At 35.9% G+C, this 13,052-nt stretch carries 15 protein-coding genes; 6 read left to right on the top strand and 9 right to left on the bottom strand.

Annotation, left to right across the window (positions count from 1 at the left end):
* The first annotated feature begins 115 nt into the window (after positions 1 to 115).
* The gene (locus ACY9Z2_RS12140; RefSeq protein ID WP_463609910.1) at positions 116 to 808 is read left to right on the top strand and encodes a DUF421 domain-containing protein; all 693 of its coding nucleotides are present in this window, start codon (positions 116 to 118) and stop codon (positions 806 to 808) included.
* Positions 809 to 1,058: 250 nt separating this feature from the next.
* Here the strand turns inward: ACY9Z2_RS12140 and ACY9Z2_RS12135 are convergent, their stop codons facing one another.
* Complete coding sequence (locus tag ACY9Z2_RS12135) at positions 1,059 to 1,520, bottom strand: hypothetical protein (RefSeq protein WP_463609956.1); 462 nt, start codon at positions 1,518 to 1,520, stop codon at positions 1,059 to 1,061.
* 5 nt (positions 1,521 to 1,525) lie between these two features.
* Positions 1,526 to 2,536 carry a DUF3231 family protein gene (locus ACY9Z2_RS12130; RefSeq protein WP_463609909.1) on the bottom strand — a complete coding sequence of 337 codons (1,011 nt, stop codon included), beginning with the start codon at positions 2,534 to 2,536 and terminating at the stop codon, positions 1,526 to 1,528.
* Between the two features lie 244 nt (positions 2,537 to 2,780).
* Here ACY9Z2_RS12130 and ACY9Z2_RS12125 point away from each other — a divergent pair, with 244 nt between their 5' ends.
* On the top strand, positions 2,781 to 3,002 hold the full coding sequence (locus ACY9Z2_RS12125; RefSeq protein ID WP_463609908.1) for a hypothetical protein: 222 nt from the start codon (positions 2,781 to 2,783) through the stop codon (positions 3,000 to 3,002).
* A 334-nt stretch (positions 3,003 to 3,336) separates the two neighbouring features.
* On the opposite strand, the gene ACY9Z2_RS12120 is transcribed toward ACY9Z2_RS12125, so the two are convergent.
* The 3 genes from ACY9Z2_RS12120 to ACY9Z2_RS12110 all read right to left on the bottom strand — a co-directional run bounded on the left by ACY9Z2_RS12120 (position 3,337) and on the right by ACY9Z2_RS12110 (position 5,294).
* Positions 3,337 to 4,365, bottom strand: a complete 1,029-nt coding sequence (locus ACY9Z2_RS12120) for a DUF3231 family protein (RefSeq protein WP_463609907.1) — start codon at positions 4,363 to 4,365, stop codon at positions 3,337 to 3,339.
* Positions 4,366 to 4,528: 163 nt separating this feature from the next.
* Positions 4,529 to 4,903: a carboxymuconolactone decarboxylase family protein gene (locus tag ACY9Z2_RS12115; RefSeq protein WP_463609906.1), complete on the bottom strand. Its 375-nt coding sequence runs from the start codon at positions 4,901 to 4,903 to the stop codon at positions 4,529 to 4,531.
* A 67-nt stretch (positions 4,904 to 4,970) separates the two neighbouring features.
* Positions 4,971 to 5,294, bottom strand: a complete 324-nt coding sequence (locus tag ACY9Z2_RS12110) for a DUF378 domain-containing protein (RefSeq protein ID WP_463609905.1) — start codon at positions 5,292 to 5,294, stop codon at positions 4,971 to 4,973.
* Positions 5,295 to 5,667: 373 nt separating this feature from the next.
* Between ACY9Z2_RS12110 and ACY9Z2_RS12105 the strand changes: the two genes are divergently transcribed.
* A complete protein-coding gene (locus ACY9Z2_RS12105) occupies positions 5,668 to 5,814 on the top strand; it encodes a sporulation histidine kinase inhibitor Sda (protein ID WP_463609904.1) in 147 nt (48 codons plus the stop codon).
* A 66-nt stretch (positions 5,815 to 5,880) separates the two neighbouring features.
* Here the strand turns inward: ACY9Z2_RS12105 and ACY9Z2_RS12100 are convergent, their stop codons facing one another.
* Positions 5,881 to 6,024, bottom strand: a complete 144-nt coding sequence (locus ACY9Z2_RS12100; protein ID WP_463609903.1) for a hypothetical protein — start codon at positions 6,022 to 6,024, stop codon at positions 5,881 to 5,883.
* Positions 6,025 to 6,173: 149 nt separating this feature from the next.
* On the opposite strand from ACY9Z2_RS12100, the gene ACY9Z2_RS12095 reads away from it, so the two are divergent.
* The 3 genes from ACY9Z2_RS12095 (at position 6,174) to ACY9Z2_RS12085 (ending at position 7,928) form a co-directional block, all read left to right on the top strand.
* The gene (locus ACY9Z2_RS12095; RefSeq protein ID WP_463609902.1) at positions 6,174 to 6,425 is read left to right on the top strand and encodes a transcriptional regulator SplA domain-containing protein; all 252 of its coding nucleotides are present in this window, start codon (positions 6,174 to 6,176) and stop codon (positions 6,423 to 6,425) included.
* Entirely contained in the window at positions 6,418 to 7,446 is a 1,029-nt protein-coding gene (gene splB / locus ACY9Z2_RS12090; RefSeq protein WP_463609901.1) for a spore photoproduct lyase, read from the top strand. The genes ACY9Z2_RS12095 and splB overlap by 8 nt, the downstream gene beginning before the upstream one ends.
* 185 nt (positions 7,447 to 7,631) lie before the next feature.
* A complete protein-coding gene (locus ACY9Z2_RS12085) occupies positions 7,632 to 7,928 on the top strand; it encodes a spore morphogenesis/germination protein YwcE (protein ID WP_491737604.1) in 297 nt (98 codons plus the stop codon).
* A 110-nt stretch (positions 7,929 to 8,038) separates the two neighbouring features.
* On the opposite strand, the gene ACY9Z2_RS12080 is transcribed toward ACY9Z2_RS12085, so the two are convergent.
* The 3 genes from ACY9Z2_RS12080 to ACY9Z2_RS12070 form a co-directional block, all read right to left on the bottom strand.
* Positions 8,039 to 9,283, bottom strand: a complete 1,245-nt coding sequence (locus ACY9Z2_RS12080; protein ID WP_463609899.1) for a UTP--glucose-1-phosphate uridylyltransferase — start codon at positions 9,281 to 9,283, stop codon at positions 8,039 to 8,041.
* 285 nt (positions 9,284 to 9,568) lie between these two features.
* Positions 9,569 to 10,687, bottom strand: coding sequence for a glycosyltransferase (locus ACY9Z2_RS12075; protein ID WP_463609898.1), 1,119 nt, complete (start codon positions 10,685 to 10,687; stop codon positions 9,569 to 9,571).
* Positions 10,688 to 11,525: 838 nt separating this feature from the next.
* On the bottom strand, positions 11,526 to 13,052 hold the full coding sequence (locus ACY9Z2_RS12070; RefSeq protein ID WP_463609897.1) for a phytoene desaturase family protein: 1,527 nt from the start codon (positions 13,050 to 13,052) through the stop codon (positions 11,526 to 11,528).

Genomic DNA, 13,052 nt, shown 5'->3' with positions numbered 1-13,052 from the left:
ATTTTTACGTTCTCTTACACTGGCTTTTTACATGTTAGAATACATCAAAGTGAATGTAATTTCGATTTTTGGGACAACATAAGCATGGATATGTGCTTAAAGGGGTTGTTCTTCGATGGAAAATTTATTTCCTATATTTATCGAAACGTTATTTGGGTTTTTAGCATTATTTCTTTTAACAAAAATATTAGGTAAAACGCAAATGTCTCAGATTACACCTTTCGATTTTATTGCAGCGTTAGTACTTGGTGAACTAGTTGGAAATGCACTATTTGACGATGAAAACGGTATATTGGAGATAGGTTTTGCAGTTGCCCTTTGGGGTGTCATCCTTTATATTACAGAGGTTATTACCCAAAAATATAAAGGGTCACGTGAGCTACTTGAGGGACAACCAACCATAATTATTCACCAAGGGAAATTAATTCGAGACGAGATGAAAAAAAGTAACTTAGATATCAACCAGCTTCAACACATGTTACGTTCAAAAGACGTCTTTTCTATACAAGAGGTTCAATATGCCATTTTAGAGACTGATGGTACTGTTTCAGTAATGAAAAAATCCAACTACCAGTTCCCAACCCGTGGTGATTTGAATCTGCAACCAGAAATTATTCGCCTAACGACAACACTCATTAATGATGGCGAAATCATTTGGGACAATTTAAAAGAAGCAGGCTTAACAGAAGAGTGGTTAAAATCCGAATTAAAAAAGCAAGAAATCACTTCAGTAAAACAAGTCTTTTACGCAGAATGGACCGATGGACACCGACTATTTGTACAACCGTTTTTTAATCGGAATAGCTAATACTTACTAAGATACCAAATATATTATTAGTTAGTTTGCTTATTTTCACCTCCCTTTTTTGAATTTCATAACAAATCTAGTCAAAAAGTTACATCAAAATTAAAACTAAAAACGGAGAGGTATTAATACACCACTCCGTTTTTTTTTTACTAAATCCGCCCTTTTTATAAGATATTTCCAAGAAAGTTTTATGTGATATTTTTAAACTTTCTATTAACATAAATTATTCCTTGCATTTACTGAATTGAAGCTATATAAATTTCTTTGTCAGTAACCATTTCAAGCTAAACCCAACGAACAAACCTGGTAAGATACATAATAACGGTAGCCAGACTGGTCCCAACAACACTCCGAATAAAGTTAATTTCGATGAATAAATAACACCTACAGTCATAAAGTAAGCGCTAAATACAAATGGTAAAAATGAATAGGCTGATACCTTCTTACTGGCGTCTTTATAGGCGTCCCACATTGCGAAGAAGTATACACATGGATAGAACATGATCCATCCATAGTTAACATGTTCAACTGCCGCATCAATATTACCTTGGAAGCTAAAAATCAATATTTCGTTCAAATTTCCCTGCACATTAATGATGACTTCAAGAATGATTAACACAGCGCCCTTAAAATACTTCCTATTTAATAATTGACCGAAACCCGGGACCGCAATACTCCAAAATAACTTTTCGTTAGCATTACTTCTAGGAATACTCACTACTTATTACTCAAATCATCTCTGTCTGCTGCACGTGGCGGTTCTTCCATCCACTGGTTTTTAATCATAATATTAGCTCCGTCCTCAGCAAATTTGGCAACTTCAGTAATAAGACGACCGTAAACTGTGCTTACATCGCGTCTCAAGCTGGACCCCATACTTGCTCCATAAAAGCCTATTCCCATACTATTTAAAACCGTTGACTTATACATCATTAATTTATCTGAAAAGGTCTTGGTGGTTGAGGTAGTAACTTCTGAATCAATAGTACTCGACACAGGAAGGTTATCCTTCCGCATGATTGAACCAAATATTTCAATGTGCTTGTCAGCAATCTCCTTGCCTCGAATCAAGTACTGTCTTACTTCCTTTGATTCAGTGGTTTGGGAAAATCCAATTAACGAAGCCACTCCCATAGCGTTACGTTGTATATTTGCATGCAAATTGGAAATTTCAATTGCCGTTAAAGGGCGAATATCACCGAACCATCCGGCAAGGAAATGCTGGGACTGGACAAAATTCACACTGTCAGGTGTTGGTACTGTAGGTGGCCGCATGTAAATACCTTTTGCAAGCATAAGCGCGTTTGTCTTCTCAATCATGTTATTAGATTGTGTAAAGCATTTACTGAAGTATGCATGTATATCTTGACGGGTTACGACCGTAACAGACACAGCATAGGCAGTAGCACCTAATTTACCGAACTGATTTAACCAATTTAATATAAAAATATCAGAAAACAAACGCGGTGCGTCTAACATGACATCTTCTTTTAATGTGAAACCTTTTGGAACAGGGTATTGATTATCATTGAAAATAGTCGTTAGTTGTTGAATATGTGTTTCTGATTCTTGGAGGGATAACAACAGAAGTTCCTTAATTGCAGGGTCTTCAACTATTTTGAGGTAATATGTTACTTCACAAATTGAGAGTGTATCGTTGATATAGGCTGTCCAAAGTTGCGATAATTCTGCAGCTGTGAGTTTTGTATTATTTTTAAATTCTTCCATATACACCAATCCTTTTTCGTTTACTCCTAGTTTCTACCAGTGAGCTAAAAATATTCCCAAACGCCATTATCATTAACTTTTATGCTTTTTCATCTAATCTCCCATTTTCCCTATGTAAGGAGGTTAAACTTTTGTTTTCCTCTTTGTTTCAGCTAATAATAAAAAACCTTAATTTTAATACATAGGCGTTTCGTATTTGTCGCATACTAATACAGAATGACAACAATTAAAGGAGGGCATTACTATGCCACAAAACCAAGCACAAGTATTAAGTCAAATTGTACAGATTGCTCAACAACTAGAACAACAGGAGCAACAAAACGCTCAACAACTCCAGCAAGGACAACAAGCTGGTGCTCAAGCAGATACACAACAACAGCAGCAAATGGCCCAACGTGAACAAACAGCTGCACAACAATTACAACAAATTCAACAGCTTGTACAACAGCTACAGCAAAATCAATAATTTTAGGCAATTTAGAGGGGAAGATATTAAATGCCTTCACCTCTTTAACCTACAAAGGGTATAAGCTAGTCAACTCTACTTTTTCTCCAACCCATTGTATAAACTTTACTATATCAGGAGAAGATGTTACCACAGGTCAACTGAACAATTCCAGTCTCCATACTGACCTAACAGAGAGTCTCTGCGCGGGGGCTCTCTTTATTTGTATAGATGTCCCGAAGTTCCATTTATTTACTAGAAATACTATATTATACTTTTACCGAAATACGTCAAATAAAAAAGCAGGTTTTAAAGCCCGCTCTAATTCATTCCCCTTCTTGTTTAATTGTTAATATTACTTGAAACTGCTTTTCTTTCTCGTGAGTTGATCCTTTCTTTTAGTACCTGGTGGTTGCTCCAGCCATGCATTATCAATTACGATGTCCGCTCCGTCTTTCGTATATTGAGCAATCTCAAGTGAAAGCCTTTCATAATTAAGAATTAGGTCACTCCTTTGACTAGCTGCGGCTGCAGTAGCATAGTTACCTGTACCTGCCGCACTTAATAAACTCATGTGAAACATCATTAATTTGTCTGAAAAAGGTGATGTAGTTGAATTGGTTATCGAATCGTCAGACGATACAGGAGGCTGAATATCATTGTTTAGAAGTACTTTTGAAAATATCTGAACATGCTTATATGAAATATCTCTTCCTCGTAACATCCATTTCTGGATTTTTTCTCTTGGTGAGGCCTGTGCGAAGCTAGTCGCAACTTTAGCTCCGATGAGATTTGTTTGTATGTTTAGATGTAGGTGAGATATTTCCACTGTATTTAATGATCGTTTGCTACTAAATGGGTTCAGTCCACTTAGGTACTTTTTTGTGTCAACAAAGTCGGTTTCGGTAGGATACGCTATATAAGGTGGTCTAACAAATAATCCTTTTGAGAGTAGAACATCCAAACTTCGGTCAAATAAATGAGATGTTTCTGTGAGTGCCTCAATGTAATAATCTCTCATATCTTTCCTGGCACTAAATGATACAAATCCACTATATCCTACCATTCCTACTTTAGCCATATGGTTAACATACGTTACCATAAATGCATCGGTATACATACGTGGAGCATTTAAATTCAAGTCGTTATCATATGTGAATCCTGTTGGCGTGGGAATTTTTTCTTCTTGGAAGATGGTTGTTAATTTCTCAATATGGGTAGCTGACAGATCATATGCATACTGTAAAATAGATTTAATATCTTGGTCTTCTACATGTTTCAAAAAATACGCTAAAACACATTTGGACATACTATCGTTCATGTAACTTGTCCATATTGAAGCAATTTCTGAAGATGTTAATTTTGTATCATGTCCTGTAGCCATAATTGAAAACCTCCAAAGAGTAATTTTACTATGTATAACCTTATTCTTTGTAATAAAATCTGTTGTTATTCAAACGCCCATACTTATCAACCGCAAGAAATACAACTCATTCCAAACTATTACTTCATATTATTTCAGAAAAAAGCAGGCTATAAAGCCCGCTTTAGTGTATTTCGTTTCCCTTCATTTCGTTTATACAATCCTGCACGAGTGTTACGCCTTGACTCATTGCAGCACCACCACCTAAGGCAGTTGAAATTCCAATTGATTCAAAAATTTCTTTTTCGGTACACCCTTGATCTAAGCAACCTTTGGTGTGATAGATAATACAATATTCATCCTGGGAATACACGGCGATTCCGAGTGCAATTAACTGTTTATTTTTCAGCGAAATTTCTCCCTCTCTGAAACAGTGCTCAGTAAATTCATTATAGGTCTGCACTACTTCTGGCATGTGATGCTCATATTTTGCAAGCCCTTCTTTGTAGTGGATAATGTGTTTTTCCAGTGAATTGTTTGAAACCTCTTGATTATGCATGTACTCACATCCTTATTAGCATTAGAGAAAAATCAAAGCCATGTATATACATGGCTTTGAATTACACTTAATCTTCAATCCGAGAAGGTCTTTCGTTTCCTTTTGTAGTATTGGAAACATCCGTCTCTTCCGCAAATTCAGTACTGTATGCCATCTTTCCTGGTCTAGAGGCAGTAGAACGGTCATAATCATGTTCTTGGTAATCCTTAAACAACAAACCGATACACCATAAACCACTAAGACCTACAAGAGCGTAAACCACCCTCGCTAATGCTCCATCTTGACCGCCGAAGATTGCTGCGACTAAATCGAATTGAAATAATCCGATTAGTCCCCAATTTATTGCACCTACAATTACTAGTGCTAAAGCTATTCGTGAAATTGTGCTCATCCCTACACCTCCTATCACTGTCCTCAATATTTATAAAGGAAGGAGTAAAATTAATGGTTTCTACCAATTTACGATGTTCGACCAAATCAAATACAGAACAACTTGTCCTAAGCCGAACCTTTAATTGAACCTGTTACCATCGGTTTCATGTTTTTATTACTATGAATGCCTGTTACTGATTTTCAAGTACTGTGGCATTCACTTACTACTTCATAAAGTTTGAACAGGTTTCACCTTTATTGTTTGCAGTAAAATGTTTTTCATACTGTATTATTTAATCGAAGTGATGATTGATGTATTGATATAAAATTCGGGTATAGGAATAGTGTAAAGATGTTCTTCATTTTTACACTATTATGAAAGGGGTTGAATAATGGAATCACTATCGGATGAGTTACTAATCCAAACCTTCTATCGCGCAAAGAGTTTATCGTTGTGTCCAGATTTTATTCAGGCACTCGAAGCTGAAATCATTCGCAGAAATTTACGAGTTGATTTAACTCAGCTCAATTCTGAGTAAGAAATTTCGTGGTGTTCTCCCAGTCTGGCAAATACATGAAAAAGCGCTTAGAAATTTTTACAACTTTTAGTGGTTAGTACCATCTTTTTTAGTTGATTCCTTAGCACCCCTAAACGATTTTGGTTCAAGTTCCTGATCTTCGTAATAAGCAGCATCCGGGTTATACAGTTTATTTTCGTCCGTAGCTACCTTTTTCTCTCGTTCTTCCATCCATGTTCACCTCCACTATAATGGTTTTCGCAAATTTAATTTCCCCTACTTTTGTATCGATATTCTTACCAAATTTGCAAATGGTTAACATAATTACTTTCTTTTGTGGGATTACTAAAAGATAAATAAATGAAAGAAAGGTGTTTACCATGGACTCAAATTACCATCCTGGAGAGGTTGTTTATATGATTATTCGTAATCCACATACACAAGATGTAGCTCAGGTTCAACAAGCGGCTATTGTTGAAAATCCCGATAACCCCTCTGAGCTAGCTGTTTTTGCACATGAAACGTATTTTCCTTTATCAGATGAATTTGCATTGTTTAAGACTGAACAAGAAGCGGAACAAGCATACCAAGAAGCATTTGGTACGCCTGAAACAGGTGAATTTTATGGTTAAACCTTTTGTTCCACAACTGGTTTACGTTGAACCACGTGCTTTGGAATATCCGCTTGGTAAAGAATTAATATCAAAATTTGAAGATATGGGGATAGAAATAAGAGAAACTACCTCGCATAACCAAATTCGAAATTTACCTGGAGATAATCATTTTCAGAAATACCGCACTGCCAAGTCAACGCTTGTTGTAGGATTACGAAAAACTCTAAAATTTGATACATCCAAACCCTCTGCAGAATACGCAATCCCTTTTGCTACTGGTTGTATGGGTCATTGCCACTATTGTTATCTACAAACGACAATGGGAAGCAAACCTTACATACGAACATACGTAAATATTGATGAAATTTTTGATGCTGCCGAAGAATATATGGAGGAACGAGCTCCAGAACAAACAAGATTTGAGGCATCTTGTACATCTGATATAGTTGGTGTTGATCATCTAACCCATACACTAAAAAAGGCAATTGAATTTTTTGGTAAATCAAAGCATGGCCGTTTACGTTTTGTTACGAAATTTGCACATGTTGATCACCTTTTAGACGCGGACCATAAAGGAAGAACTCGGTTTCGATTTAGTATAAATGACGATTATATTATTAAATACTTTGAACCAGGAACATCACGATTGAATGAACGGATTGAGGCTGCAGTTAAGGTTGCTGAAGCAGGATACCCCCTAGGCTTTATTGTAGCACCAATCTATTTACATGAAGGATGGAAATCGGGTTACCAAGAAATGTTTGAGAAGCTAGAGGCGGCATTGCCTGCTTCAGCAAGAAAAGATTTAACGTTCGAGATGATTCAACACCGATTTACCAAGCCTGCAAAGCGAGTAATCCAAGAGAATTATCCGATGACAAAATTAGAACTAGATGAGTCAAAACGTAAATGGAAATGGGGACGTTACGGAATTGGAAAATATGTATATACAAATGAGGAACAGGAAGATATAAAAGACACACTTGGTGCCCATATCGAGAATTACTTTCCAGAAGCTAAAATTGAATACTTTACTTAAGAAAAAGCCTCTATCGGGGCTTCTTTTTTTACCACAGATCCTTTATGAAGTCATCTCCTACTTAAGGAAATATCCCTATTCACCATTACGTATTAGGTAATTCAAACTAATACTTTTTGTATTTATAGCCATATTAAGATATAAGAATCTGCTGTTTGATAGGAAGAAAAATATATATTTGGGAGATGATTATCATAGATATCATACTTGTTTTCATGGTATTGGCAACAGTTACACCATTCTTGTTTATACAAATAGGAAATAGGTTGTATGCGGTAATTCAATCTTTTCTTCTGGTGGGTATGTGGCTCTATTACTTCACAGCCATGTTCCAAACGCCTCCTTCTGTGTTCTCACTTCCATGGATATCGTTTTATACAAGCCTTATTGTTGCAGAAATAGCATGGTTGATGTTCATCATAAACGAAGTAAAACGACTAACCAACACGAAAAAAATTAAAGATACAAGTCGCAACTTGTAAATGACGGATGAAAAGTTAGTAAAAGCGACTTAATACAGTGAGGATGGGTGTTAAGCACCCATCCTCACTTAGTGATTTTTTTCACAAGAGATTATAGTTTAACGGCAATCCTATCTATCACCTTGAAATAATGACAAAATCATTTTCTTTGCTGTCTCAGGACTGTCGTTTCCGCTTTTGTTTTTAATTGGTGCAAACTCCTCTTTTCGGTCTACCTGTAAAATGGACATAGCGTCTGTTTCTTGGAAGATATCAAAATAGAATTTTTCAGGTTTGTATCCATTCGGCTTATCAGGAATAATCTGGTTCCCCACTTGATCAACTGCTTTAACAGATTTGTGTGCAAAGTGGTAAGGCAGTGTTTTACCAGAATCAAGATATTTTTGGATAAAATTAACATGAAATAAGTGAACTCCTATATTAGCATCTTCATAACATTTATTCCCCTTAATTTCTTCAGTCGTCTCCGAGTACTCGATTAGCAATGGCCTATTCTCCTTCTTGCAAAAAATACCTACTTTTTCATCTACATAATTCTTTTTAACTGATTTACTTGAGATAAGTGATTGATTTAAAGCTGCAAAACCAATAAACTTTGGATCGGCTACTTTAACCAAAGCATTATCAATAAAATTTAAGAAAATCCATTCTACGCCTTTATCACTTAAATCTTTCATAATTCCTTTATTTAATAATGATTCAAAAACTCCCCCGCTACCGTCTGGTGAAAATGATACTTTTGATTTGTCTTCTAAAATTAAATTTCCTCTACTTGAAATGGTTGGTAATGTTCTTTGCGTAAAAAACGTTACACTTAACTTATCATAACCGAAGTAGTTATTTACTTCGAAGAAAGACTTTGTTTCGATATAGTTGAAAGGATTAGTCATTATATACCAAGGTATAGAGTGACCTAATTTATATTTTAGTTGTAGCAGTTGTTCAGATTGTAATTGAAACAATGATTTTCTAGAGGGCAGTTCAATATTTAGTGTTCCTTTTGGTCCATTATGTCTTAATCGACTACCTTGTCCTCCAGCTAGTAATACTACAGCTATTTTTTTATCCCTCAACAATTCCCAACCTTTGTTTTCAACTGTTTCTTTTTGTTTATTTGATAGATTCGCCCAATTTTCAACCTTTATAGGGGAAACATTAAATTTTTCACGTTGTTTGTGAAGTCTATTTAGTAAAAGTTCTTTCAAATACGCGTACTCAGCGAAATCAATCGATTCTATCTGATTAAGTAAAAGTAATTTTTCTTTTTCATTTAATTCTGCGTAATACTTAAGTAAATGTTGTTGTTGGTACCTAGTTAGTTTATTTTTTATTTCGGAATAACTAACATCTCTCATCTGTTATTCCCCCTCTAAAACTGATTAAAAAATTGTTTTCCATCAATTGTATACGTATTTCTGGAACTCTTAACTTTCAATTGATAAGAAAATATAAAGTTATGCCAATGATAGCTAAAGAAATGTTGACATAAAGGATTGTGTATAATACTTTTTTTTGTGGCAATTGCATCCCCTTTTTCTGTATCAGTTTTTTGCATAAATCCTTTACAGCACAATAATCTTACTGAATAATTGTTAGTCAAACGATGTTTTTTGTGTTGTGCAGTAAAATCTATAATTACTCTATTTAACATCTATTTTACGACCCTTCCATTTAACAGAATGCATAACATATACTCGGAACAGAGAATATATATAAATTATTGTAAAAAACGAAAACAAAATAGGATGAAAAATGAAAATGTACCATCTGAAATTACCGCATTTACGTGCAAAATAAAATGTCTGTACGGTATAGAGAAAATATAACATTCCTGCTAGAGTGATTGCCGTAGGATTGGCTACTTCGATTGAAGATATCAGTGCTCCGGTACTAATAAAACTTCCAGAAATCCAGATAATAATCATCAACATGATTAACGAATTTGTAGATTTCGATCCGATTGCAAAGCTTTTGCACCAACCTTCTGCAAGGCTTTTAAATCCTTCAGGGTACATGCGAAATGAAATGACGCCCTTACCTCCTAGACAATATACCGGAATTTTCTTATCGAGGAACGCCTGTCCAAGTTCTAAATCATCCATAACTGCTCCTTGAATTTTTTTGTGGCCACCCGATAAAAAATAATCATGTTTATTGCATAGGATACAAGGGCCGAATGAGCCAGCAGTTTTAAATTTACGTCCCCAAATCGAATAGATATTCATTCCTGCAATTACAATAATGTTAAAAATTGCAGAGAGGTTTTCATACAGGTGGTGCATCTTATGGAATGGTTGCAACGATACACTTCCCCGTGCACCCTTCTGTTGATAGAAAACGAGTAAATCTTCGAGGCTATTTTCAGTTGTGAAGGTAGTATCGGCATCTAAAAATAGAAGCCAGTCTCCCTTTGCTTGTTTTGCACCATACCAGCAAGCCATTGACTTTCCTAATCCATTCTCCTCTGTCTTATTCTGTAGAACTTTTGTACCAAAAGATTCCGCAACAGGTACCGTATCATCTGTTGAATGGTCATCAACAACTAAAACTTCAAATGACTGGAAATGTTGTTGTTGTAATGATTGCAGTAATGGGGATATTCGATTAGCTTCATTCCTAGCAGGAATAATAATAGAAACAAACGGTAAACGGGTACGCTTATTTTGTCTTGTGGGCAATGGTAATGACCAGAACATCGTTGCCCCAATAATAACAGCTATAAGACCTGAAATAAGATTGACTGCAATGGATACTGTCATAAAATTCCCTCCTTCAATGTTACTATCAGTAGAAAAGAATACCTTTTAATTCAAAGCTTGTTTTCGAAAAACTTGTTGCTTTCTTTAATTCGAAATGTAAACTGTGAATAGTGCCTATAGTATCTAGATCATTGATTTCCGCTTTGGGCAAGGCTAGTGAATCAAGTGTACTGGAATGATTACATGCAGAATGTCAACTAGCGGACACACGATTCCTTATTTGTGAAAAATAAGGTTAAATGCGGTTGTTATCGGTCTCAGGATTCCTTATTTGGGTAAAAACAGTTAAAAATAATGTCTTCTAGCTAAATAAGGAATCGTGTGTCCGTTAATCCTCAAAATAAAGGCAAAAAAGGTAAATAAGGCATCGTCAGTCCGATATCAAGCAGTGTCCTTGGCGTACTATTCGTTCAGATTTTTTAGTTTACAGTTGAAGTATATTGCGTACTAAAGAAAATTCATGGTTATGATAACAGCAACGCTGATTTCCGCTGCGGGCAGTCGCTTTCCGCAGGCACGGCTTCAGCCTACTCGGGAAAACCACTCTGCGGGGTCTTCAGACTCGTACTTTTCCCGCAGGAGTCGACTGCCCTCCGCTCCAATCGACTGCCAAAATAGCAGGTAATTATTTTTCCACCAAGCATAAAAAAGAAAAAAGAGTTATGAAACACAAACCTAGCGGAAGAAATTCACGGAGACTCCTGCGGGAAAGCGAAATGTTTTTCCGTAGCGGTGGTCTTAGTTCCCAACAGTTAGTTCACAGTCTACGGATTGTGTGTCAAAAGAAACACATCTTTAGAACACAGCCTAAATAAAAAATCAAGAGTCAAGCGCTATCTCATACACCTGAATAGTCAAACAATATCCCTCTATCATCAGCCATTAATTCTTGTGCGGCAATCCTAGCTGATAGTAAAACAATTGGCACCCCTGCACCAGGATGCGTGCTGCTCCCAGTAAAATACAAGTTGGAACAATTAGCTGACTTGCTTTGTGGACGCATGTGGATGCTTTGAGAAAGGATAGGCTGTAGCCCAAAACTAGCCCCATTATATGCATTGAACTTAGACTCGAAATCCATTGGTGTTATACAGGTTTCTGTAACTATTTCTTTATCAATGTTTTCAAACCCACGTATCTTCTTTAGTGTATTTAGGATGTAGCTACGGTAATAGTCAATTGTTTCATTTGTCCACTCATAGTCCGCCACATCAATATTGGATACCGGCATTAAAATATACAATCCATCTTTCCCTTTGGGTGCCAAGGTAGGGTCCATTTTCGATGCTATATATACATAGAAAGAAGCGTGTTTCAGTTTATTTCCCTCAAAAATATCATGCATGTTTTTTTCAAGTTTCTCATTAAATATAAAGTTATGGACATGTTCGATTTCCTCATACTTCTTGTTCATGCCAAGGTACAATAGAAAACAAGAACACGAGTATTTCATGTTATCAATCTTTTTGTCCGTATATTTTCCTTTAGAAACAGGATCTTTCACCAGATTTTTCATCGCATATGGGAAGTCAGCATTGCAAAGCACAAAATCAGCTGGTACTTCCTCGTCGTCTACAATAATGCCTGTTGCCTTTCGGTTTTCTATACAGATTTCCTGAACATGTTTATCATAGAAAATTTTACCACCTAGTTCCTTGAAAAGTCTTTCCATAGATGATGCCATGGTGTACATCCCACCTTTAATAAACCAAATACCATATAAGAATTGAATCATTGGAATCATTGTATAGAAAGAAGGACCTTTATATGGGGAAACCCCTATGTATAATGTTTGGAAGCCAATAATCTGTTTTAACCGTTCGCTCTTAATATATTTACCGATAAAATAATCAGCCGTGTCAAAGGTCTTCATTTTCAGTGCCTTCCTTAACATAGGCAGATTATAAAAATCTGTACGCTTGCGAAACGGTCTCTCTATAATATCTTGTTTTGCAACCATATAACGTTTATATATTTCATGGAGATAGAGAAAAAATCCTTCTGTATCAGCATTACTAATTGCTTCTATTGTTTTTGTCAATTCTATGAGATCAGAAGAAATGTCGAAAGGTTCATCTGGAATATCACGGAAGTATACCCGGTACATTGGATCTAACTTTTCCATTGGAATATAATCATCTGGGTTACGTCCACAGATTTCAAATATCTCTCGGTACAATTCAGGCATCATGACAATACTCGGCCCCAGATCAAACTTGTAACCATCCATTTCAATTTGGTTCATCTTTCCACCTGGTGTTGATTCTTTTTCATATATTTCCACCTGATAACCAACATTCTGTAGTCTAATTGCACTAGCTAGTCCAGCAACACCTGCACCAATTACGATTACCTTCTTTCCCAT

Source organism: Virgibacillus sp. GM2-2 (assembly GCF_055329585.1).
Note: the sequence above shows the minus strand (reverse complement) of the source record. Positions and strands in the feature narration are given on the sequence as shown.

Coding starts and splice junctions, on each gene's coding strand:
- ACY9Z2_RS12140 (WP_463609910.1), top strand. CDS start 116: ATGGAAAATTTATTTCCTATATTTATCGAAACGTTATTTGGGTTTTTA.
- ACY9Z2_RS12130 (WP_463609909.1), bottom strand. CDS start 2,536: ATGGAAGAATTTAAAAATAATACAAAACTCACAGCTGCAGAATTATCG.
- ACY9Z2_RS12125 (WP_463609908.1), top strand. CDS start 2,781: ATGCCACAAAACCAAGCACAAGTATTAAGTCAAATTGTACAGATTGCT.
- ACY9Z2_RS12120 (WP_463609907.1), bottom strand. CDS start 4,365: ATGGCTACAGGACATGATACAAAATTAACATCTTCAGAAATTGCTTCA.
- ACY9Z2_RS12115 (WP_463609906.1), bottom strand. CDS start 4,903: ATGCATAATCAAGAGGTTTCAAACAATTCACTGGAAAAACACATTATC.
- ACY9Z2_RS12110 (WP_463609905.1), bottom strand. CDS start 5,294: ATGAGCACAATTTCACGAATAGCTTTAGCACTAGTAATTGTAGGTGCA.
- ACY9Z2_RS12105 (WP_463609904.1), top strand. CDS start 5,668: ATGGAATCACTATCGGATGAGTTACTAATCCAAACCTTCTATCGCGCA.
- ACY9Z2_RS12100 (WP_463609903.1), bottom strand. CDS start 6,024: ATGGAAGAACGAGAGAAAAAGGTAGCTACGGACGAAAATAAACTGTAT.
- ACY9Z2_RS12095 (WP_463609902.1), top strand. CDS start 6,174: ATGGACTCAAATTACCATCCTGGAGAGGTTGTTTATATGATTATTCGT.
- splB (WP_463609901.1), top strand. CDS start 6,418: ATGGTTAAACCTTTTGTTCCACAACTGGTTTACGTTGAACCACGTGCT.
- ACY9Z2_RS12085 (WP_491737604.1), top strand. CDS start 7,632: ATGATTATCATAGATATCATACTTGTTTTCATGGTATTGGCAACAGTT.
- ACY9Z2_RS12080 (WP_463609899.1), bottom strand. CDS start 9,283: ATGAGAGATGTTAGTTATTCCGAAATAAAAAATAAACTAACTAGGTAC.
- ACY9Z2_RS12075 (WP_463609898.1), bottom strand. CDS start 10,687: ATGACAGTATCCATTGCAGTCAATCTTATTTCAGGTCTTATAGCTGTT.
- ACY9Z2_RS12070 (WP_463609897.1), bottom strand. CDS start 13,052: ATGGGAAAGAAGGTAATCGTAATTGGTGCAGGTGTTGCTGGACTAGCT.